This is a genomic window from Chitinophaga sp., assembly GCF_039596155.1.
Taxonomy (GTDB): domain Bacteria; phylum Bacteroidota; class Bacteroidia; order Chitinophagales; family Chitinophagaceae; genus Chitinophaga.
Genome location: NZ_JBCNKF010000003.1, coordinates 305624 through 326471, shown reverse-complemented (window position 1 = coordinate 326471; position 20848 = coordinate 305624). Strand labels below are relative to the sequence as shown.

Below are 20848 nucleotides of genomic sequence, written 5' to 3'. Positions count from 1 at the left end.
GCATCTAAAGGGCACCAAAAGGGCACTTCAATATCCCCCGGATATACAGGTGTACTTTTGGTGTACTATTAGTGTAGTAGTGATATCGAACAACAGTCGAAGAAGCGTCGAAGAAGCATCGAACAAGCACCACCCCAGCTCCGCATTTTTAACCTATCCTAAGCCCACCTCAGCATGCCTCTCAGGCACTTCTATATCCTTAAATCCCTTTTTCAGCAACCAATCCCTGAATATCGTCTGCACCTCATACTCCCCGTGCACCAGGAACAACTTCTTCACGGCTCTCGGATCCTGGCAGGACAACCATTGGCTCAGATCCTCATAATCGCCATGCGCACTCATCGACCGGATACTTCCTACTTCCGCCTTCACCTCATAGCGGGTACCATAGATCGAGACCTCCTTCGCGCCTCTCATCAGCCTCCCGCCCAGGGACTGTGGTTCACAATAGCCCACCATCAGAATAGTATTCCGGGCATCTCCGATATTATTAGCTATATGGTGCTTTACCCTGCCCGCTTCCGCCATACCTGACGCAGAAATGATCACACAAGGCTCCTGACGGAAGTTCAGGTTCTTCGACTCATCGACCGATTCTATAAAGTGTAATCCAGGGAAATCAAATACATCATCATCTATCTGCAACAGCTTCGCTACTGACTTATTGAACAACTCCGGGTGGCTGGTCACCACTTCAGTCGCTTCCATAGACAAGGGGCTATCCACAAAAATATCCACCCTGGGCAATTGGCCATCCAGCTGCGCCTTGTTCAGGGCATACAACAATTCCTGGGTACGACCTACACTGAATGCCGGTATAATCAGCTTTCCCTTTTTCACCTTACAGGTCTCATGTATAAACCGCAGCAACACATCGGTACTGGGTGACGCCTCTGCATGCAGGGTGCTGCCATAGGTAGATTCCATCAGGATGAAATCTGCCTGAGGGAAAGTATCCGGCGATTTCAGGATCGCATCATTATACCTGCCGATATCCCCACTGAAAGTGACCAGGGTTGGCTTGCCACCTTCGATAATCCGGAGGGTCACAGCAGCGCTCCCGATGATATGGCCCGCATCGGTAAACATCACTTCCACGTCATTGTCTATCCGGTGCCATTCCTTATAGGTCTTTACCTTCTTGAAAACGCTGATGCTCTTCCGGGCATCATCCACAGTATATAGCGGTTCTTCCTGTGGTAAACCTACCTTTCTGCGTTTTTTATTTGTATACTTCACGTCCTCTTCCTGGATCCGGGCGGAGTCCATCAGCAGGATCTGTGTGAGATCGAATGTAGCGGGGGTACAATAGATATGCCCTTTAAAGCCTCTTTTTACCAAAAGCGGAATAAGGCCGGTATGATCAATATGTGCGTGGGATAATACCATCATGGTGACGGTAGCAGGGTCAAACCCGAGGTCAAAGTTCATGGCATCCGTGTCCTTGCCCATTCCCTGGAACATTCCACAATCCAATAAGATCTTTTTCCCATTCTTTAATGTAATCAGGTGTTTCGAACCCGTAACGGTACGTGCCGCCCCATGGAAGGCTATCTTCATAATGATTGAGTTTTTATCAGCGTTTCTTAAACGACCAGGTGATCGCGAACGTGGCAATTACTGTGCCATCGTGGCTTTTGCCAGTTGTATCGACTGTAATGGTGACAGGTTCTCCCGAAGCAACAGCCTGTTGTACGGCTGCCTGCATCCCGCTCAGTTCTTCACATGTAAAGTAAGTAGTTCCCGTAGCCTTCTTCAGGAAGCTGGCCTGCATGCCGGTGACCAGCATGGATACCCGCGCAGGCGAAGCCGCAGCCGTAAACCACATGGCAGGTATGCCGGTACTCATTTCTGCCGCCATCGCCAGGCAGGCGAAGTAGGTGGACCTGAAAGGATTCTGTGACAACCACCTGAAAGGTACGGAAGTGATACAAACTGCAGGGGTTAATTGTTGTACACGTACCCCTGCCAGCCATGCTGCAGGTAATTTATACAACAAAAACAGGGAAAACTTCCATCGCTGCTGTACTAAACGCTGGAACCGGGACATAACGTGAGTTATTGGTTAGTGTAATAGGCGGGGTTCAGGGCATCTGGCCCCCATTGCTTCAGTAACGTGGCTATCTTTTTCTGATCATATGAATCTGCCGATTCCAGTAAACCTGAATCCTGTGTATGGAGTCGGTTGCCCTTTGCATCCAGTATGACAATCACCGGAAACCCAAAGCGCTGTGGATAACCCAGTTTCTGCAGGATGGGCAGGTTCTTGTTCTCCTTACTATAGTTAAGATGGTATACAACAAAGTTCTTTTCCAGCAGACTTTTCAGCGTGCTGTCTTCTTCTGTGAATTTATAAAACCGCTTACACCAGATACACCAGTTGCCACCTATCTGTACCAGTACATGTTTTTTAGTAGCCGCCGCCTTTTGCTGGGCAGCAGCCAGGTCTGCTGCAGCATCCGCAGCCGGGTTATAGATATGCTCTAAATCCAGTCCATGCTTTTCCTGGGCATGCAGGGTAGCATTGGTAAACAGGCAGAGCATACCGATGAATAAGTGACTAAATACTTTCATGTTCCAATGATTGAATGTATTGATAAATTCCCAGCTGGGCATTCACAGCTCGTGCACCTTTTTCAGGGCTCAGGGGTACATTATGTAATGCTGCATCCAGCATAACTGCATTGGTATTGTCAGCCAGCTGAAGGTGGATAATCTCCCTGAGCTGCGCCGCCAGTTCCTTTGTATAAACAGGGAAACACACTTCTATGCGCCTGTGAATATTACGGTTCATCCAGTCTGCAGACCCCATATACACTTCCTCTTGTCCATTGTTATGGAAGATGAATACGCGTGCATGCTCCAGGTAGCGGTCCACAATCCTTCTGACGCGGATCTTACTGCTTTCGGGCTGACCGGGTTGCAGGCAACAGATACTGCGTGCAATGAGATCTACCTGTACACCAGCTTCACTGGCTTCGTACAGTTTGGCAATCATATCCTTTTCCTGCAGGTTATTCAGCTTGATAATGATATGTGCGGGCTTTCCCGCTTTTACATTGGCAATTTCCCTGTCTATCAGTTCTATGAACCTTGTCTTCAGATTGAATTGCGCAACCAGCAGGTGCTGAAATTGCAGGTAGCGGTATTTATCCGGTTGCTGGCGGGCCTGGAGGTATAAGAACAACAGCTCCAGTTCCTGCGTAATACCCGGATGTGCTGTAAGCAATACATGGTCTGTATAAAAACGGGCCGTGCTTTCATTGAAATTACCGGTGGCCATGAGCCCTACATAATCCCATTCATAACCGCGTTTACGTTTTACAAGCGCGATCTTGGCATGTACTTTTAGTCCCGGTATGCTATAGATGATCTTAACACCGGCAGCCTTCATTTTCTTCGCCCAACGGATATTGTTGGCTTCATCGAAACGCGCTTTCAGTTCTACGAATACCGTCACCTGCTTACCATTGCGTGCTGCGCTGATGAGCGCATTGGCGATCTGAGAACTGGCGGCTATACGGTAGAGTGTAATGTAAATTTCCCTGACAGCAGGGTCAGTTGCCGCTTCATTGAAGAAACGAAGAATATATTCATACCGCTGGTAAGGGGGGTGGAGAATGATATCGCGCTTCAGCACCTCTTCCAGCAAATGCGGCACCTTATCCAGTTGCGACAGGTGAGCCGAGGGCTGTTTCGGATAGGTAAACAGCGGCGACTTCACCGGCATTGGCAGGTCGGCCAGGTCTTTCAGGTTGTGATATCGCCCGCCAGGCACCATTTCCTGTTGTACGATATTGAAGTAAGTACCCAGTAATTGTCTCAGTGCCAGTGGCATACTGCTATCATACAGGAAACGGGTAGGGATGCCCAGTTCCCGTTTGGCGATCATGGTTTCCACCTGGTCCAGGATATCGCTGGCCAGTTCGTTCATATCAGTTTCCGCATCGCGGGTGATCTTGATACTATAACAACCATTTACAGTATATCCCGGGAACAACCACCCAACGTTCTCCCGGATGATGTCGTCCAGCATTACGATATAACTTACTTCCCGGATCTGAGGCAACTCAAAAAAACGAGGCAACTCATTGCTGGGGATATTGACTACAGCATATTTCAGCCGATCAGGTTCGTCTTCCGGGGAAAGAGAAATCACCAGATAGAGTTGATTATTCTCCAGGAATGCATCTTTGGGTTTCTTCTGATCCAGCCAGAAAGGCTGCAGGAAGCCCTGGATCTTCGTCTGGAAATATTCCCGCATAGGCGCCAGATGTGCAGGCAGGATCTCCTGATTGTAGTAAAGATCGATCCCATTATCTCTTAAAGCAGGCAGCAGCTGCTGGGTAAGAGTAGCTCCAAACTCTCCCAGTTGCCGGTTGATTTCCTGTTGAATAATGGGAAGTGTATGGGTGGAAAGGGTTTCCTCCCCTGCTACATCAGGATTGTCGCGCACCAGTTTGTGTACTGTCATGACAGCAGGCATACGTACGCGAAAGAATTCGTCTAAGTTGGAAGAGAAGATGGACAAAAAACGGATACGCTCATATAGCGGTACCGCAGGGTCTCTGGCCATGCTCAGCACCCTGTAGTTAAATGATAACCAGCTCAGATCACGGTCATACAGCGGAGTATTCATATTTCACTTAGTTATTCACTGGAAAGAACAGCACAGCAATCACAAAAGCCAACACTGATATGATCAGGCCAAACATAAATATGTTATACGCTATACGTAGTTGTTTATACTTTTTACCCAATACTACCCCCAGGTGATAAATATCCTGGATCATGCTACCATACAGGTAATCACTGTCCTTCATCATTTCAGTCATCCCCCAGGCATACTGGTCCAGTTGCATTTCATGGAAGTTACCAAAGAAGAGCAGGTTGGTCTTCTTATTGGCAATGTCTTCTCTTGTAAACTGGCCTTTATTCACATTAGGACGGGTAGCGAGTACGGAAAAGATAATGGTGACTACGCCCGTTGTGAGAAATAATATCGAGGGGATCACCAGATTGGGATAATCTTCCAGCTTGCGGAAGAGTACACCCAGGATAACAGATACGATGATAGAATTTACCGAAATCATAATGTGCGCCTTACTATCGGCCATTGCACTCAGGCGTATATGGTTGGACGAAGTGGTACGGAACATGGTTTCTACCCCTCTTCCAGCTTTCGGCTCCTTATTCTTCTTCTCTGGTTTATCGACCTTAATCTTATTTTTTTCTTTTTCTTCCGTCTTTTCCTCTTTCTTATCGTCCTGCTTCTCTGCTTTCCTTTCAGCCTTTTCCTCCTGCTTTTCAAGGCGCTTCTTCAGCCATGCAATGTTCTCTTCTTTCTGTTCCTGCAATAATGCCTGGCAATAGGCGGTATGATAGTGATGTTCGGTCAACAGTCTCAACGTGCCTTCTGTCCATGTGGCGCCGGATATTTCCGTACCATGTGTCAGTTCTATTTCCTCGTGCAGTACCTTGGTACGCTTCTTAAATTCTTTGGTACCAAAGTTGAACAGATCCGCATCACACACGATCTCTTCCAGCAGGTTGTGCGGTTCCTGTGGCATTTTAGTTGCCATGATACAACCGGTTACCTGCTCTTGTATATTTAGCGGTACTTTTTGTTCATTCAGGAAGTTGCAGGCCAGTGAAGCACCGGTCTCCTCATGCGTTTTAGACTCTCCCAGCAGATAACCCAAATCATGAAACCAGGCGGCTATGTACACTACAAGAAGGTCGGTATCCTGCAACCGATAATGCGCTGAAATTTGTGCTGCTGCGGCAACGACCTGTCTGGTATGCTCCAGGTTATGATATACCAGATTGGGATGCGGGTGGTCCTGGTATTGTGCTGTCACATATTGTTGCGCGGCGTCGATGATTACACTTGTCTGCATAAGGATTAGTTAAAAAGCAAAACTGAGATCAGCAAGTTACTGCATTTTTTGAGTTAATTTTATTCTACCATACGGCTCATTCTATGACTCTACGACATTTATTACTCATCGCGCTGATGCTCTCTTCCTGTAATTATTACAACAACAGGACTAAAAAATACGAATCTCCCAAAGGTTATAACCTCGCGGAACCCACACGGTTTCGTGTGAGACAGTCCATGCAGGAGATCTCAGGCATCGTGCTGGCGCCAGATGAGCATCATATTCTCGCTATCAATGACGAACAGGGGAAGATATTTGCGATCGACGTAACAGCACAAACGCCTTATGCCAGCTGGAAGTTCCATAAAAGCGGAGATTATGAAGACCTCGCTACTGATGGTAAAAACTGGGTGGTACTGAAAAGCAACGGACATCTCTATCATGTAACAGGACTCTTTTCTGACTCAACGGCTTCTGAAACATACAAATTGCCGCTGGAAGGTAAGAAAGAGTTTGAAACGCTTTACTATGATGCCCGCAATGATGGGATGATCATGTTATGCAAGGAATGTGCTGATGATAAAGGGAAGGGCTATAACACTGCCTACCGGTTTGATATGCGGACCTGGACCTTTGATGAAAATCCTTTTTATCGGATCAATATTGCAGATATTGAGCGCCTTTCCGGCGAAGACATGAACTTGTTCAAACCATCTGCAGCAGCGATACATCCGATTGAAAAGCGATTGTATATACTGTCTGCCGTGAACAGAATGCTGGTGATCACTGACCCGGACGGGAAAGTGCAGGAAGCTTATAACCTGAAGCACACTATCTTCGGACAGCCTGAAGGCATCTCTTTTGCAGCGAATGGAGATATGTATATTTCCAATGAATCGGCCGATGAATCGTCGGCTAATATCCTCAAGTTTAAATACAACCAAAGACCTCTGTAACGATGAAGTACCTTTTACATCTCTCCCTGCTGTTCCTTCCATTCGTAGCCCAGGCACAGGATACACTGGCCAGAAGGATCATCCTGATCGGGGATGCCGGCGAACTGCACCAGGATGGGCACAATCCCGTTATAGATGCCGTTAAGAACCGCTTTGACCTGCAGGATGCAAGAAATACTGTGCTTTACCTGGGAGATAACGTCTACCCATATGGGATGCCTGACCCTACCAGCAGCCGGTACCCACTTTCCAAAGAGATACTTGATTACCAGGTGAACCTGGTACGCAATACCAATACCCAGGCGATCTTCATTCCCGGCAACCATGACTGGGAAAAATCAAAGCCCAATGGCTGGCAGACCATCATCAATGAACAGCTGTATGTAGATTCACTGAATCTGCCCAATGTAAATTTCCTGCCGAAAGATGGTTGCCCGGGTCCGATTGAAATCCCGCTGGATAATAACATTACTCTCGTGGTGATGGATACCGAATGGTGGCTGTTTCCATATGCAAAACCAGGTCCGGAGTCTTCCTGCGATTACAAGACCAAGCAGGATGTACTCACTGAACTGAGTGACATTGTGATCCGCAACCGGAACAAACTGGTCATCTTTGCCTCACACCATCCTTTCCGTAGTTATGGTATTCATGGCGGCTACTATACCTTGAAGCAACATATCTTCCCACTCACTGATCTGAAAAAAGGATTGTACATTCCGCTGCCGGTGATAGGTTCTATCTATCCCCTCACCCGTGGCGTATTTGGCACGCCTGAAGACCTGCCTAACCCTGACTACCAGGAACTGGTGGATGGTGTGGAAGCGGCTTTTAAAGCACATGGCCCTGCCATTTTTGTAGCGGGTCATGATCATGCACTGCAGTTCATCAAAGACAAAAGGAATTACTATATAGGTAGTGGTAGTGGTGCCAAAGAAAGCCGTGTGAAGAAAGGTGCGAAATCATTGTATGCAAGTAACGAAAACGGCTATGCGGCTTTGGAAATTTCAAAGAATGGAAACATCACCGTACAATACTATACAGTCGATAAAAAGGATGGCCCTTCATTTGCCGGCACGCTGTTCAACATCCAGGATATCCGTTCTGAACAACTGGCGAATGCGAGTCCGACCGCTAAAGAGTTGCCTCCATTCGTTACCATGCCTGCAGATACACAGTATATACATAAAACCGGTATTCACTACTGGCTACTGGGCCAAAACTACAGGAATGTATGGGCTGCCCCGGTTAACTTCCCGGTTCTTGATATCAACAAAGAAAAAGGTGGTCTGAAAATATTGCAAAGAGGTGGAGGTATGCAAACCCTCTCCCTTCGTATGGAAGATAAGTCTGGCACCGAATGGGTACTGCGCTCCGTAAAGAAGTACCCTGAAAAAGCCATCCCTGCCGAACTGAAAAATACTATTGCCAAAGATGTCGTGCAGGACCAGATATCTGCCTCTAACCCATATGCTACCATGGCAGTGGCGGCGCTGGCGGAAGCAGCGGGTGTACCACATACCAACCCAACCTTTGTATACCTGCCCAAGGATACTTCACTTGGTATCTATGCCGGTACACATGGTGATGATGTATACCTCTTTGAGGAAAGGGAACCTGTCGTGAAAGGTAAAACATACAATACCATCAAAGTACTGGAACAAATACAGGGAGACAATGATAACACCGTTGACCAGGAAGCGGTAGCCCGTGCACGTATGCTGGATCTGCTGATGGCTGACTGGGATCGTCATGATGACCAGTGGAGATGGGGGGTGAAGAAACATAAGAAACGTGATACCAAGGAATATTACCCTGTGCCCCGCGACCGTGATCAGGCTTTCTTTGTAAACCAGGGTGTGATCACCGCGATCGCTGCCAGGAAATGGATCATGCCTAAATTCCAGGGCTTCAAACCTTACTTTCCAAATATCGAATACCAGAACCCATCTGCCCAGCCATTTGACCGTTCTTTCATGAATGAGATTGACGAAAAGAAATGGAAAGAAATCAGTCATGAGCTGGTAGTTAGTCTGCCAGATTCCGTCATTGCAGCGGCAGTAGCGCGTTTCCCTGATACGGTGCGGAAACAGGTTGGTGATTTTACCATCAAAACCCTCATTGCACGACGGGATAAATTAGAGCAATCATCTCTTGATCTGTATCGTTTCCTCTCCAAAGATGTGGATGTAACCGGTACGAAGAAGGATGAGCTATTCACCATCGAAAGACAAAAAGATGGCTTTGTGTCGCTGAATGTGAATAAGATCAGTAAAAAAGGAGAAGTACAGCAAACTATCTATTCCCGCACTTTCGATCCGAGTGTTACCAGAGAAGTGAGGATCTTTGGCCTGGGTGGTGAAGACAAATTTGATATCAAAGGAGATTACCATACACCGATTCACATCCGCATCATTGGTGGTAAAGATAATGATACCTACAGGGACAGCACTTCACAGCATGCAGGCAATCATATCCGCATCTATGAGAAAAAGGGCGGTGCAGATACTTTCCAGCTGGCAGGTAATGAACGTAGAATACTTTCTTCCGATCCGGCGAATATCAAGTATGAACGTACACCGCTATTGTACATCTACGACAAGCTCATGCCGCTGGCTACTGCTGGTTTTAACAGTGATGACGGGTTATCGCTGGGTACAGGTTTTCAATATACAAAACAAGGTTTCCGCAAGCGCCCGTTTGCTTCCAGGCAAACAGTAACAGCAGCACATAGCCTGGGTACCCAGGCATGGCAATTCCGCTATCTGGGCGAATTTACTGACGTGATCGGAAATACAGATCTGGCCCTGACGGCAACTGCAAAGGCACCGAACAATACGATCAACTTCTTTGGATATGGTAATGAGACCGTGTTCCAGAAAGATCTGAAGATTAAATATTATCGTACCCGATTCAGCCTGTTTAATGTAGAACCTTTGTTCAAAACCAACCTGTCTAATAAGTTCCAGCTGATCTACGGACCTACCTTTACTTACTACACACTGGACAAGGATGCTACAGAGGGCAGACATATTGAAGACTTTGCGCACAATGGGCTGGACTCATTATCAGTATACCAGCCCAAAACATATGCTGGTTTAAAACTGGGCTATCAGCTGGATACCCGCAATAATATTATAGCGCCTACGCGGGGCTTCTACTGGAATACCACCTTACATGGCAACCAGGGCCTGGATGCACAACAGCGTCACTACCTGCAACTGTCTACAGACATGAGCATTTATACCAGTTTTAATTCAGCAGCTAACCTGGTGCTGGTGACAAGGTTTGGTGGTGGTAAGCTGTGGGGACATTATGAATATTTCCAGGCAATGTATTTAGGGGGTGTGCAAAACCTGCGTGGATATCGTAACTATCGCTTTGCGGGCGATGCCATGGCCTTCAACAATACAGAGCTGCGCCTGAAATTATTCGAATTCCGTTCGTACCTGTTCCCGGCTTCAGTAGGATTAATTGCCTTCAACGATGTGGGCAGGGTCTGGAAGAGTGGAGAGCAATCTTCCGCATGGCATGATGGATATGGAGGAGGGCTCTATTTTAGTCCGGTGAATATGCTGATACTCACAGCGACGGTAGGTAGATCTGAAGAGGAAGTGTTACCTTATATAACGTTTGGATTCAGATTTTAGCTGAAAAAGAGTATGCATTCACATAACACCTGAGCAATGATTAAAGCGCTACCTGATTTCATCAGGATATACATAAAAAAAAAGGTTGTATCTGTTCGATACAACCTTTTTTTTTATGCTTTATGCGTCCATGTTTACTTTCACTCTTAGTGCCCTTAGGCCGCTCACGCCTTGCAGGTCTTCCAGGTCCAGCATTTCTACATCCGGCAACAGGATATTTTTGTTCTGCAGGAAATTGATATACTTCAGGTATTCTTCCATCTCTTTCGCATAGGCATATACGATTGCGATGGTACCTGGTTGGGTAAGGCGTTTACCTGTCTGGCGGATGTGCACCTTGTCAATACGTTTTTTCAGTATTTCATAGCGGATGTTGTATGCACCTTCTACGTCGAAGCGGCGTTCATCCTGTCTGAAACTGATGTCGATCGGATTGCTATGGGCCAGTACCAGCTGGGTTGTTTGCAGCGGCACCTTCAGTGATGGGATCAGCTTGTTGGTGAGTCTTGCAATATCGGCCATAGACTGGATTTGCCACAGGCGCAGGTTACGCAGGTAGAGCAGGTCGAACTTGCGGGATTGCGCAATGGCCTGTCCTATATAGATATTGTACTCAACTCCATCCGTACGGTACTTCTCAAAGTAGCAGGGGAAGGAGTGTTGTATATTTTCTTTTTCTTTATCCAGGTACATGTTCAGCTCAGCATTGATCATGGCCAGGCTATCTTCATAATCCTGGCGGTGGTGCTGAATGTGACCTTCGGTCTGGTCTACCAGTGAGAAATAAGTTTCCAGTGCCGGCTGCAGTTCAGGATGACTTTCGTGCAGGTGACGGAACAATGGACCGATCTCTTCGTCGAGGTAATTATTGGTGCGCAGCTCATCTTCGGAGAGCATGCCACTGGTAATACCGGTGATCAGCTCATCGTTCTTGAACTTCAGCTCTTCCAGCAATGGCAGGTAGATGGTATTGCCAATGTGGTCCAGGGTTTCCCTGATCAGGAGGAGTTGTTCGCGCAGGTCTTCATGAATCGCATTGCTACGTTCGGTAGAAGAGTTCCGGATATCTACTGCACCATACAATGGATAAACATCTTCGAAGGCAATGTTGCCTATATCTTTCCTCTTGGCTTTAGGGGTGTGCAGGTAATGCCATGCGGCATCGATGAATTTCCATTCAACGGCAGGCTGCAGGGCAGTGAACTGTTCTTTGATCACCTGTGTGATACGGTTAGCAGTAATATCTGCACCTCTGTTCAGCAACATGACCATTAGCGGGTAGGCTGGCATCGCCTGCGCCATCATTTCGCCCGTGATCTTATTAGGTGTACCTGAGGCCAGTTCCACAATCCCCAGCAGGGTGTCTTCGTGCCATACCGGTATCAGTACAAAGCTATTGATGCCTTTCAGGGGCAGGTAGCGCAGGAATGGATAAGCATAGAGTGAGCTTTCAGTTACCACCGGCAACATGAGGGGTGTTTTATTCTGCCCTACATATTGTATCAGCTGCTGGAATAGCTGTTGCTGTTGCTTCTCGCTACCTGTTACACCCAGGGTTACACCACTTTCACATTGTTCGCATTCCAGTACATAGCGACCGTTGATCTTTGGGATAGGAACCACATGCACACTTATATCGGTATCTGCGAGCAGTGCCTGTACTTCCTCTTCCATGCGGCGATAGGTACGTCTTTCGTTGCCCTCATGCATGTTCAGGATGAGGTTCTTCATGACATTCTGCACCTCGTCTTTGGTAACGTCCTGTAAAGTCCAGATCACAAATCCTTCGAGGGCGAAGTTATCCAGTGGTAAGATATCCTTCAGGCCTTCCGCACTGAATTTTTTCATACATACGGTATCGTATGTAAGCGGGGGTAGTTCGCCTTTTACTTTTACATCTACAAAGCGAGGGTCTACATTCACTTTTACATATCTCTTTCCGCCGTTGCTGTCGGGCATATTGATATGGTGAATGATCTCATTCTGGTAAGTAACAGGAAAACCGTATGCCTTTTCAAGAATCAGCTTATAGAGCCACTCCAGTTTGTCCTTCTTCATTTTCTCCGGGGAAATACCTTTAGGTACCTCCAGCATCCTGTCGCTGTTACCGGCGAAGATATTCTTGAAAAGGTCGGAGTAATAAAATATAGCGAACTTCTGAGGGACACCGATACCATAGATATCTTTGTCCATATCGGCAGTGATTGGAAAAATAGTAGCGATAATGAGGTCGATATACTCCTGGTAGGCAGACAGGTCATCTGCTCCGGCTATTGGGCCCAACAGTGCCGGGTTGCTTTCAAAGCGTTCGGCGATCTTTTGGTAATACGCCGCCCGGCTATCTGATTTGCTGGCCGCTTTCTCCTTCAAAAACCTGACATAGGGAGCAAAGGAGATATGGGAATCTATCAGCGCCTCCTCCTTTAATTGATCGGGACCGGCTGTTAAAACTTTCATAATCTAAAATATGTAAAAATGACTCATCTAGTTATTTGACGAATGGGCAAATGAAAAATTGTAAGTGTTACTTAACAGTGAATTACAGCATGCAGGATTAAGAAGAGAAAGGTGTTGGTTGATATAAGGTACAAATTTAGTGCAAAACTACCATTCCCTACATAAAAAGTTATAGGTCTGCCAATCCGGCAGACCTATAAATATATTGTAATCTGTAAATTATTCTGATTATAACTCGATCTGATTTTTTAGCAGGTCTTCGAAGGTATCTCTTCTACGGATCAGTTGGGCTTTACCATCTTTTACCAGCACTTCGGCAGGTTTAAAACGGGAGTTGAAGTTCGATGCCATTTCAAAACCGTATGCGCCGGCATTATAGAATACGAGGAGGTCGCCTTCTTTCACTTCGTTCAGTTTACGATCCCAGCCAAAGGTATCGGTTTCGCAGATGTTCCCTACGACGGTATAGATCCGCTCAGTACCTTTTGGATTAGAGATGTTCTTGATAAGGTGGAAGGCATCGTAGAACATGGGGCGGATCAGGTGATTGAACCCGGAGTTTACGCCAACGAATACGGTAGCGGTAGTTTGTTTGATCACATTTGCCTTTACTACGAAGTAACCGCTCTGGCTTACCAGGAATTTACCTGGTTCGAACCATACCTGGAGGGGGCGGTTGTATGTTTTGCTAAACTTATTGAAAGCATCGGAGAGCTTTTTACCCAGCAGCTGGATGTCTGTTTCAGGGTCGCCCTGTTGGTAAGCAACTTTGAAGCCGCTACCCAGGTCGATGAATTCCAGGTCAGGGAAGTTCACGGCCAGTTCGAACATGATGTCGACCCCGCGGAGGAATACATCTACGTCCTTGATTTCGGAACCGGTGTGCATGTGCAGGCCCGTTACTTTCAGTTTGGTGCTTTTTACAATGCGTTCAATGTGGCGGATCTGGTGAATGGAGATACCGAACTTGCTGTCTACGTGACCGGTAGAGATCTTGTAGTTACCGCCAGCCATGATGTGTGGGTTGAGGCGGATGCAGATCGGGTAAGAGTCACCGAAACGGTTACCAAATTGCTCCAGGATGGAGATATTGTCGATATTGATATTTACTCCCAGGTCTTTGGCAGCAACGATTTCGTCGAGGTCTACGCAGTTAGGGGTAAAGATGATGTTCTTAGGATCGAATCCTGCCCGGAGGCCGAGTTGTACTTCGTTGATAGACACGGTGTCCAGTCCACAACCCAGGGAGTTAATGTACTTCAGGATGTTGATATTGGTGAGCGCCTTACAGGCATAGAAAAAGCGTGCGTCCGTCTTTTGGAAGGCGTCCTTTAACTTTTCGTACTGGATGGCAATCTTTTCTGCATGGTATATATATACCGGAGTTCCAAATTCTTCCGCTACTTTGACAAGGAAGTCTGTAGAGAGTACGTCGCTTTGCTTAGGCATTTATTGATTGGTAATTTTAGAGGATGCGAATTTACGCAGCAAATTTTAAAGTTTCCGGGAAAAAAAGAGGCCCGGGCTAAAAGCCCGGGCCTCTTTTTCTTATTCTTCTTCGTCTCCGGTCATGAAACCGTCCAGATCCCGGCGCTCTTTCTTCGTAGGCCGGCCGATCTTGCTGGGTCGTTTGCCGGTATGGAAACTGGCGGCTATTCTTGTATTCATCTCCTTATCTTCTTCAGGGGTCAGATCTACATAGTGCTTAATAGCCTCTGCGTACTGCACCCTGTTTGCCAGCAGACTTACCACCTCAATTGTCCATTTCCGGGATTCAGCCCTGATTTCATACTTATCACCGATACCGACTGCGCGTGCAGCTTTCACGTTGTTGCCGTTCATTTTCACCCGCCCGCCATCACAGGCAGTTGCAGCCTGTGAGCGGGTTTTAAATATTCTGATCGCCCAGAGATACTTATCCAGGCGGAGTTTCTCTGTGTTTTGCATAATTATTTCTTATTCATTTCCGCAAAGAACTTGTGGAAATAAGGAATGGTTTCAATTCCTTTATAATAGTTAGCCAGCCCATATTTCTCATTGGGAGAATGCAGGTTATCGCTATCTAATCCGAAGCCCATCAGGATGGTCTTCAGTCCCAGTTCTTTTTCAAACAGTGCTACGATAGGAATGCTACCACCACCACGCACGGGAATCGGAGATTTACCAAAAGTTGTCTTGATGGCCTCGCTTGCTGCTTTGAATGCTACGTGGTCAGTAGGTGTAACATATGGGCTGCCACCGTGGTGAGCAGTTACCTTTACCTTTACTGACTTTGGAGCAATCTTCTCAAAGTGGGCTGCGAACAGTTCGGATATCTGAACCCAGTCCTGGTTAGGTACCAGGCGCATAGAGATCTTTGCATTGGCCTTGGAAGGGAGTACGGTCTTGGAGCCTTCGCCGATATAGCCACCCCAGATGCCATTTACCTCCAGGGTAGGACGGATACCTGTACGCTCGATGGAAGTATATCCTTTTTCGCCCCACAGTTCTTCAACGCCCAGGTCTTTTTTGTATTCCTCTTCGTCGAATGGAGCTGCGTTCAGGGCGGCTCTGTCTTCCTTGCTCAGTTCCTGTACGTTGTCGTAGAAGCCAGGGATGGTAATGTGATTATTTTCGTCATGCAGGGACGCGATCATCTGGCAAAGAATAGTAGCGGGGTTGGCTACAGCGCCGCCATAAACACCGCTGTGCAGGTCACGGTTAGGGCCGGTTACCTCTACTTCCATATAAGACAGACCACGCAAGCCGGTATCCAGGCTGGGGTTCTCCAGGCTCAGCATAGAGGTGTCAGAGATGAGCACCACGTCTGCCTTCAGTCTTTCCTTATTTTCTTTGATAAAGATACCCAGGTTGGCAGAACCTACTTCCTCCTCCCCTTCGATCATGAACTTAATATTGCAAGGTACAGAGTTGGTGTTCATCATGGTTTCGAACGCCTTTACGTGCATGTAGAACTGACCTTTGTCGTCTGCAGAACCACGGGCGTAGATCTTCTCATCCTTGATCACAGGTTCAAACGGACCACTATGCCACAGTTCAAGCGGATCAGCAGGCTGTACATCGTAGTGACCATATACTAATACGGTTGGGAGGGCCGCATCGATGATCTTTTCTCCATATACGATCGGGTGACCGGCAGTAGGGCAAACTTCTACATTGTCAGCACCTGCTTCTACCAGGCGTTGTTTTACCGCCTCAGCGCAATCCGCTACATCTTTATTGAAACGGGAGTCAGCGCTTACGGAAGGAATGCGCAACAAGGCCAGCAATTCTTCCAGGAAACGTTCTTTATTCTTTGTCTGATAATCTTTCCAAACTTGCATATTCCACTAAGTTTTTCTTTTGAAAGCTGCAATTTAAGGGAAAGTCTATAAATAGGAGATCAGAAAAATCGGATTTCGTTAACATGGTATTAACGAAATTGTCATCCTTTCTTTCGAAATTTAAAGAGTATTGGGGACACAATACCTAGCGCATTATTGGAAGACAACTAACCGCAAAATAACCTTATTCATATGATTACCAGCGAGGATACCGCTATGTTATCCGCATTAAAGAAGGATAATACCCTGGAGGCCTATCAATACTTCTTTATGAAATACTACAAGCCCCTTTGCCTGAAGGCCTGTGCAATGTTGGGAAATATGGATGAGGCGAGGGAATTAGTACAAAAGATATTCATAGAAGCATGGAAGACCCGGCAATATCAGCAGATAGAGCATGCCCCAGGTGGTTTTTTCTATCAGCTCATTGATGCCCGCTGTCGTCAGCTGCAGGAAAAAGCTGTGGTTGCTGCACAGCAATACAAAGCGCCCTGCCCGCCCTGTGAAACGGGACCGGCTTTGGTGCCCACTTCGCTTACAACACCACTGATCATGGCTATAGAAAGGTAACCCGGCCCCATGACACAATATATAAAACCAAGACTCAACTGATTATTATCTTAAAAAACCCTCGTAACCACGCTAATAAGCAATGAAATACGACCAAGAGTATATCTATAGTTTACTACTGCGTAAGCAACTTGGCGATTTAACTGAAGTGGAAGACAAGCTGCTGCAGAAAGAAATGCACCAGAATGAAAATGTGCGTCGCTGCTGGCAGGAATATGAAGAAGCCATATTGTTCACCAACAATGCTTTTCTGGACGACCTCCGGGTAGAAGCTGACTGGCTGAAAGTAAAAGCCATCCTGGAACCACCACCTGTACACATCAGGGTATTGAAATACCTGAAAAAAGTGCGGGTTGCGGCGGCCCTGATATTTACTATAGGCGCCGCCGCCGCAGGTTATTACTTTATGGCTGCCAAACAGCCAGCTCCGCAGCCAACCGCCAGCCATTACCGTATTGTACTGCCACAAATGGCCAGCGTACCGATCATGTCGATGCCTGCACCTCCTGCTGCTACGGAAGAGGAAGAAGCACCAACAACAGACTCCGCTATCAAAGTGACAGGTGACTCAGGCACAATTGCCATCAGATCGATACGCCCGGATACTATCTATCAAAGTAAATCGCTGGAATGGAACACACTTACCGTGCCCCCCATGCAGGATTACCATATTGAACTGGCAGACGGTACAGAGGTACATCTCAATGCAAGTTCCACCCTCCGCTTTCCTTTTATCTTTGCGGGGAAAACAAGGGAAGTATACCTGGAAGGGGAAGCTTACTTCACAGTAGCCCACAACCCTGCAAGACCGTTCATTGTACACACAGGAACGACCTCCGTGATAGCCCTGGGTACGGCTTTCAACGTCAATTCTTATGACAATAATACTGTTACAACCTCTCTGGTACAAGGTACAGTAGTGACAGATGTAGGAGATAGTCTTGATGTAACGCTCAAACCCGGGTTTGAGGCCATTTATCACCCTGGTGAGCGGTTCAGGGTAAAACGGTTCGACGAAACCGTGACGCTGGGGTGGAGAGAAGGTGTTTACCGCTTCCGCAACAGGCCGATTGAAGAATTAAGACCTGTATTATTACGCTGGTTTGGACTTAAACTGGACTTTTCTGCTGCGCCTTCCGCTGAAACTGCACATTTCTCAGGCAGCCTTGAAAAAGATAAAAAGGTGGAAGATTTTCTCAGCGAGATCTGTAGACAATTAAAGCTGGACTATCAGATATACGATAACACGATTCACTTCGCTAGGAAATAAGTTTCTGACGGAGCAGGAACTCCAGCTTCTCATTCACATCCAGCAACTTTGCTGTCAACTCCTTATTCTCTTTACGAAGGGCATACACTTCGAATGCCTTTTCAATGTTGTGCCGGAGATCCTCGTCATTCCACGGCTTGGAGAAATACTTATACACCTGACCTTTGTTAATGGCGTCAATCACCGCGTTGATATCGGCATAGCCTGTCAGGAGAATCCGGATAGGTTCAGGATACTTATCCAGGATAGATTCAAAGAACTCAATCCCGGTTATCCTGGGCATCCGCTGATCTGAAATGATGATGTGGATTTCCTCCTTTTCTAACACCTTTTCTGCTTCCTCAGCCGAACTTGCCGTAAATATTGTGTAAAGCCTACGGAAAGATGCTTTGAACGCATTTAAGTTGTGTATTTCATCATCGACATATAGAATATGGATGTGTTGTGCACTCATTAAAGCAGACTTAAATACAAGTTATTAAAATAGAGGCGTACAAAACGAATGAAAAGTATATTTAAACCACCAAAATTATAGAGAAACCTACATTTGCCGGCTGATTTTTTCACCAATGGTGATTTCTTTCCTGTGAAAGTAAAATATACTCCTTTTATCGTTCCTGCAGTCATTGTTCAGTAAGCTGGTTAGCAGGCTTTAGTATAATAACTCCTTGTACTTTGCGTAATTTCTTGTAGGTTTGGATAAGCCTGTCATTACTCACTATACTAATTTACAGAAAATCAGGGCAATACAAACAGGCATTAACATTGTTATTATTGTAAATAAATCTTAGCACAAATGAAAAAGAGTACGCTCACACTTATTATTATTCTTGTCGTGGTAGTCATTTTTGGAGGCTGTGGTGTTTCCAAATACAACAACATCGTGCGTCAGGACCAGGCTGTAAAAAGCAAGTGGAGCAATGTGGAAGCACAGTATCAGCGCAGGGCGGACCTGATCCCCAATCTGGTAGCTACTGTAAAAGGTGCAGCCAATTTTGAGAAAGAAACCCTGACACAGGTAATGGAAGCGAGGGCCAAAGCTACCCAGATCACGATCAAAGGTGAAGACCTGACTCCTGAAAAAGTACAACAGTACCAGGCTGCACAAGGTCAGCTGAGTACTGCGCTGGGCCGACTGCTGGCTGTATCTGAAGCTTATCCTGAACTGAAGGCTAACCAGAACTTCCGCGATCTGCAGGCACAACTGGAAGGTACTGAGAACCGTATTACCGTAGCCCGTAACGACTTTACTACTGCTGTGGAAACCTTCAACGGTACTGTCAGCACTTTCCCTAACAATATCGTAGCTGGTTTCGGTGGCTTCAAAGCCAAGGAATACTATATGGCTGACAAGGGTGCCGAAAACGCTCCTAAAGTACAGTTCTAATATTATAACAGCTCACTCATTCGTCTATGCGTTTATTCCCTAAAAAAGAACTGCTCACTGATGCAGAAAAACAGCAACTGGTACAGGCTATCCGGAATGCGGAAAGAATGACCAGCGGAGAAATCCGGGTATATGTTGAAAGCCATTGCAAATTTGTAGATCCGATAGACAGGGCACAGGAAATCTTTGTTCAACTGGGCCTGGAGAAAACAAGGTTTCGCAACGGTGTGCTACTATATTTTGCGTTGAAAGACAAGCAATACGCCATTGCAGGGGATACTGGCATTCATGAAAAAGTGGGCAAAGATTTCTGGAAAGAGAAAACACACCGCATGCTCGCACATTTTGCGAACGGCCAGCTGGTAGCAGGTATCGAAGCCTGCATCAACGAAATCGGCGAAGCACTGTGTGTACACTTTCCACACGAAGGAGATGACATTAACGAATTACCGGATGATATCGTAGTAGGGAGATGAGGGCAATAAAATTTATTAAAATGAGGCAAGTATATTGCCTGCTGATAGGTTTCTTCTTGGCCATGGGTATGGTACAGGCGCAGGAATTAAAAATTCCTCCCCGGCCCAATCCACCCCGGCTGGTGAATGACCTGGCAGGCGTTCTGCAGGGAGACCAGGTGGCGAGTCTGGAAAACAAATTGTTGGAATTCAACGATACTACGTCTACACAGATTGCCATTGTGACCATCCCATCCACCAATGGAAGGGACATTGCCGAAGTAGGGCTGGCTATACTCCGTAGCTGGGGTATCGGTACCAAAGACAAAAACAATGGTATCCTGATACTGGCAGCTATTGAAGATAGAAAGATCCGTATTGAAGTCGGCACTGGTATGGAAGGCGTAGTACCCGATGCGATCGCTAACCGTATTATCGATGAGAATATTAAACCCAACTTCAGAAACGGCAACTATTACCAGGGCTTTGATGAAGCGGTAGACAGGATCATCGAGGCGTCGAAAGGCGAATACAAAGGAACCCCCAACAGACGGGATGATTCCAGCAATGCACCCGGATTGGTGATACTGCTCATTATTATTGTCGTGATCATTTCCATCCTGCGTAACCGTGGTGGCGGTGGTGGTGGCGGCACGACTATCAGCCGTCGTGGATGGGGCGGATGGATCGGCCCAATGGGTGGCTTTGGCGGCTTTGGCGGTGGTAGCCGTGGAGGCAGCTGGGGCGGTGGCGGAGGAGGCGGCTTTGGCGGCTTCGGTGGTGGTTCCGGCAGCGGCGGTGGCGCCAGCGGTAACTGGTAAAATATTCAAAAGGGGGGTCTTGAAAAGAATGACATCCTGATCACTTTCCTGAAGCAATACCTGTTTGTTCCAGGTAT

17 protein-coding genes are annotated in these 20848 nt (G+C 46.8%); 7 read left to right on the top strand and 10 right to left on the bottom strand.

Going from position 1 to position 20848, the window contains the following annotated elements; genetic code table 11:
• Positions 1–153: 153 nt before the first annotated feature.
• Genes ABDW33_RS04960 through ABDW33_RS04940 form a run of 5 tightly spaced genes read right to left on the bottom strand, consistent with a single transcriptional unit; the run spans position 154 to position 5900 of the window.
• Positions 154–1560 (bottom strand): MBL fold metallo-hydrolase, encoded by a 1407-nt coding sequence (locus ABDW33_RS04960; protein ID WP_343688954.1) that lies wholly within the window; start codon positions 1558–1560, stop codon positions 154–156.
• Between the two features lie 16 nt (positions 1561–1576).
• Positions 1577–2050, bottom strand: coding sequence for a DUF4442 domain-containing protein (locus tag ABDW33_RS04955; protein WP_343688953.1), 474 nt, complete (start codon positions 2048–2050; stop codon positions 1577–1579).
• 8 nt (positions 2051–2058) lie between these two features.
• The gene (locus ABDW33_RS04950) at positions 2059–2574 is read right to left on the bottom strand and encodes a thioredoxin family protein (protein ID WP_343688952.1); all 516 of its coding nucleotides are present in this window, start codon (positions 2572–2574) and stop codon (positions 2059–2061) included.
• Complete coding sequence (gene ppk1, locus ABDW33_RS04945) at positions 2561–4639, bottom strand: polyphosphate kinase 1 (RefSeq protein ID WP_343688951.1); 2079 nt, start codon at positions 4637–4639, stop codon at positions 2561–2563. Before ppk1 ends, ABDW33_RS04950 begins: the two co-directional genes overlap by 14 nt.
• 7 nt (positions 4640–4646) lie before the next feature.
• Positions 4647–5900 carry a Pycsar system effector family protein gene (locus ABDW33_RS04940; protein WP_343688950.1) on the bottom strand — a complete coding sequence of 418 codons (1254 nt, stop codon included), beginning with the start codon at positions 5898–5900 and terminating at the stop codon, positions 4647–4649.
• Positions 5901–5983: 83 nt separating this feature from the next.
• Here ABDW33_RS04940 and ABDW33_RS04935 point away from each other — a divergent pair, with 83 nt between their 5' ends.
• Positions 5984–6838 carry an SdiA-regulated domain-containing protein gene (locus tag ABDW33_RS04935; protein WP_343688949.1) on the top strand — a complete coding sequence of 285 codons (855 nt, stop codon included), beginning with the start codon at positions 5984–5986 and terminating at the stop codon, positions 6836–6838.
• Between the two features lie 2 nt (positions 6839–6840).
• Positions 6841–10488, top strand: coding sequence for a BamA/TamA family outer membrane protein (locus ABDW33_RS04930; protein WP_343688948.1), 3648 nt, complete (start codon positions 6841–6843; stop codon positions 10486–10488).
• A 120-nt stretch (positions 10489–10608) separates the two neighbouring features.
• On the opposite strand, the gene ABDW33_RS04925 is transcribed toward ABDW33_RS04930, so the two are convergent.
• The 4 genes from ABDW33_RS04925 to ABDW33_RS04910 form a co-directional block, all read right to left on the bottom strand.
• Positions 10609–12945 (bottom strand): hypothetical protein, encoded by a 2337-nt coding sequence (locus ABDW33_RS04925; RefSeq protein ID WP_343688947.1) that lies wholly within the window; start codon positions 12943–12945, stop codon positions 10609–10611.
• A gap of 228 nt (positions 12946–13173) precedes the next feature.
• Positions 13174–14394: a diaminopimelate decarboxylase gene (lysA, locus tag ABDW33_RS04920; protein WP_343688946.1), complete on the bottom strand. Its 1221-nt coding sequence runs from the start codon at positions 14392–14394 to the stop codon at positions 13174–13176.
• 99 nt (positions 14395–14493) lie between these two features.
• Positions 14494–14892 (bottom strand): RNA-binding S4 domain-containing protein, encoded by a 399-nt coding sequence (locus ABDW33_RS04915; RefSeq protein ID WP_343688945.1) that lies wholly within the window; start codon positions 14890–14892, stop codon positions 14494–14496.
• A 2-nt stretch (positions 14893–14894) separates the two neighbouring features.
• Positions 14895–16268, bottom strand: coding sequence for a dipeptidase (locus tag ABDW33_RS04910; RefSeq protein ID WP_343688944.1), 1374 nt, complete (start codon positions 16266–16268; stop codon positions 14895–14897).
• Between the two features lie 192 nt (positions 16269–16460).
• Here ABDW33_RS04910 and ABDW33_RS04905 point away from each other — a divergent pair, with 192 nt between their 5' ends.
• Entirely contained in the window at positions 16461–16838 is a 378-nt protein-coding gene (locus ABDW33_RS04905) for a hypothetical protein (RefSeq protein ID WP_343688943.1), read from the top strand.
• Between the two features lie 82 nt (positions 16839–16920).
• A complete protein-coding gene (locus ABDW33_RS04900; RefSeq protein ID WP_343688942.1) occupies positions 16921–18108 on the top strand; it encodes a FecR domain-containing protein in 1188 nt (395 codons plus the stop codon).
• Here ABDW33_RS04900 and ABDW33_RS04895 read toward each other — a convergent pair.
• Positions 18098–18562, bottom strand: a complete 465-nt coding sequence (locus ABDW33_RS04895; RefSeq protein WP_343688941.1) for a response regulator — start codon at positions 18560–18562, stop codon at positions 18098–18100. The genes ABDW33_RS04900 and ABDW33_RS04895 overlap by 11 nt on opposite strands.
• 342 nt (positions 18563–18904) lie before the next feature.
• On the opposite strand from ABDW33_RS04895, the gene ABDW33_RS04890 reads away from it, so the two are divergent.
• The 3 genes from ABDW33_RS04890 to ABDW33_RS04880 are packed head-to-tail and all read left to right on the top strand — an operon-like array spanning position 18905 to position 20771.
• Entirely contained in the window at positions 18905–19495 is a 591-nt protein-coding gene (locus ABDW33_RS04890) for a LemA family protein (protein WP_343688940.1), read from the top strand.
• 26 nt (positions 19496–19521) lie between these two features.
• A complete protein-coding gene (locus ABDW33_RS04885; protein WP_343688939.1) occupies positions 19522–19971 on the top strand; it encodes a TPM domain-containing protein in 450 nt (149 codons plus the stop codon).
• A gap of 20 nt (positions 19972–19991) precedes the next feature.
• A complete protein-coding gene (locus ABDW33_RS04880; protein ID WP_343688938.1) occupies positions 19992–20771 on the top strand; it encodes a TPM domain-containing protein in 780 nt (259 codons plus the stop codon).
• Positions 20772–20848: the final 77 nt, after the last annotated feature.

Coding starts and splice junctions, on each gene's coding strand:
- ABDW33_RS04940 (WP_343688950.1), bottom strand. CDS start 5,900: ATGCAGACAAGTGTAATCATCGACGCCGCGCAACAATATGTGACAGCA.
- ABDW33_RS04880 (WP_343688938.1), top strand. CDS start 19,992: ATGAGGCAAGTATATTGCCTGCTGATAGGTTTCTTCTTGGCCATGGGT.
- ABDW33_RS04895 (WP_343688941.1), bottom strand. CDS start 18,562: ATGAGTGCACAACACATCCATATTCTATATGTCGATGATGAAATACAC.
- ABDW33_RS04885 (WP_343688939.1), top strand. CDS start 19,522: ATGCGTTTATTCCCTAAAAAAGAACTGCTCACTGATGCAGAAAAACAG.
- ppk1 (WP_343688951.1), bottom strand. CDS start 4,639: ATGAATACTCCGCTGTATGACCGTGATCTGAGCTGGTTATCATTTAAC.
- ABDW33_RS04890 (WP_343688940.1), top strand. CDS start 18,905: ATGAAAAAGAGTACGCTCACACTTATTATTATTCTTGTCGTGGTAGTC.
- ABDW33_RS04955 (WP_343688953.1), bottom strand. CDS start 2,050: ATGTCCCGGTTCCAGCGTTTAGTACAGCAGCGATGGAAGTTTTCCCTG.
- ABDW33_RS04910 (WP_343688944.1), bottom strand. CDS start 16,268: ATGCAAGTTTGGAAAGATTATCAGACAAAGAATAAAGAACGTTTCCTG.
- ABDW33_RS04950 (WP_343688952.1), bottom strand. CDS start 2,574: ATGAAAGTATTTAGTCACTTATTCATCGGTATGCTCTGCCTGTTTACC.
- ABDW33_RS04935 (WP_343688949.1), top strand. CDS start 5,984: ATGACTCTACGACATTTATTACTCATCGCGCTGATGCTCTCTTCCTGT.
- ABDW33_RS04930 (WP_343688948.1), top strand. CDS start 6,841: ATGAAGTACCTTTTACATCTCTCCCTGCTGTTCCTTCCATTCGTAGCC.
- ABDW33_RS04915 (WP_343688945.1), bottom strand. CDS start 14,892: ATGCAAAACACAGAGAAACTCCGCCTGGATAAGTATCTCTGGGCGATC.
- ABDW33_RS04960 (WP_343688954.1), bottom strand. CDS start 1,560: ATGAAGATAGCCTTCCATGGGGCGGCACGTACCGTTACGGGTTCGAAA.
- lysA (WP_343688946.1), bottom strand. CDS start 14,394: ATGCCTAAGCAAAGCGACGTACTCTCTACAGACTTCCTTGTCAAAGTA.
- ABDW33_RS04900 (WP_343688942.1), top strand. CDS start 16,921: ATGAAATACGACCAAGAGTATATCTATAGTTTACTACTGCGTAAGCAA.
- ABDW33_RS04905 (WP_343688943.1), top strand. CDS start 16,461: ATGATTACCAGCGAGGATACCGCTATGTTATCCGCATTAAAGAAGGAT.
- ABDW33_RS04925 (WP_343688947.1), bottom strand. CDS start 12,945: ATGAAAGTTTTAACAGCCGGTCCCGATCAATTAAAGGAGGAGGCGCTG.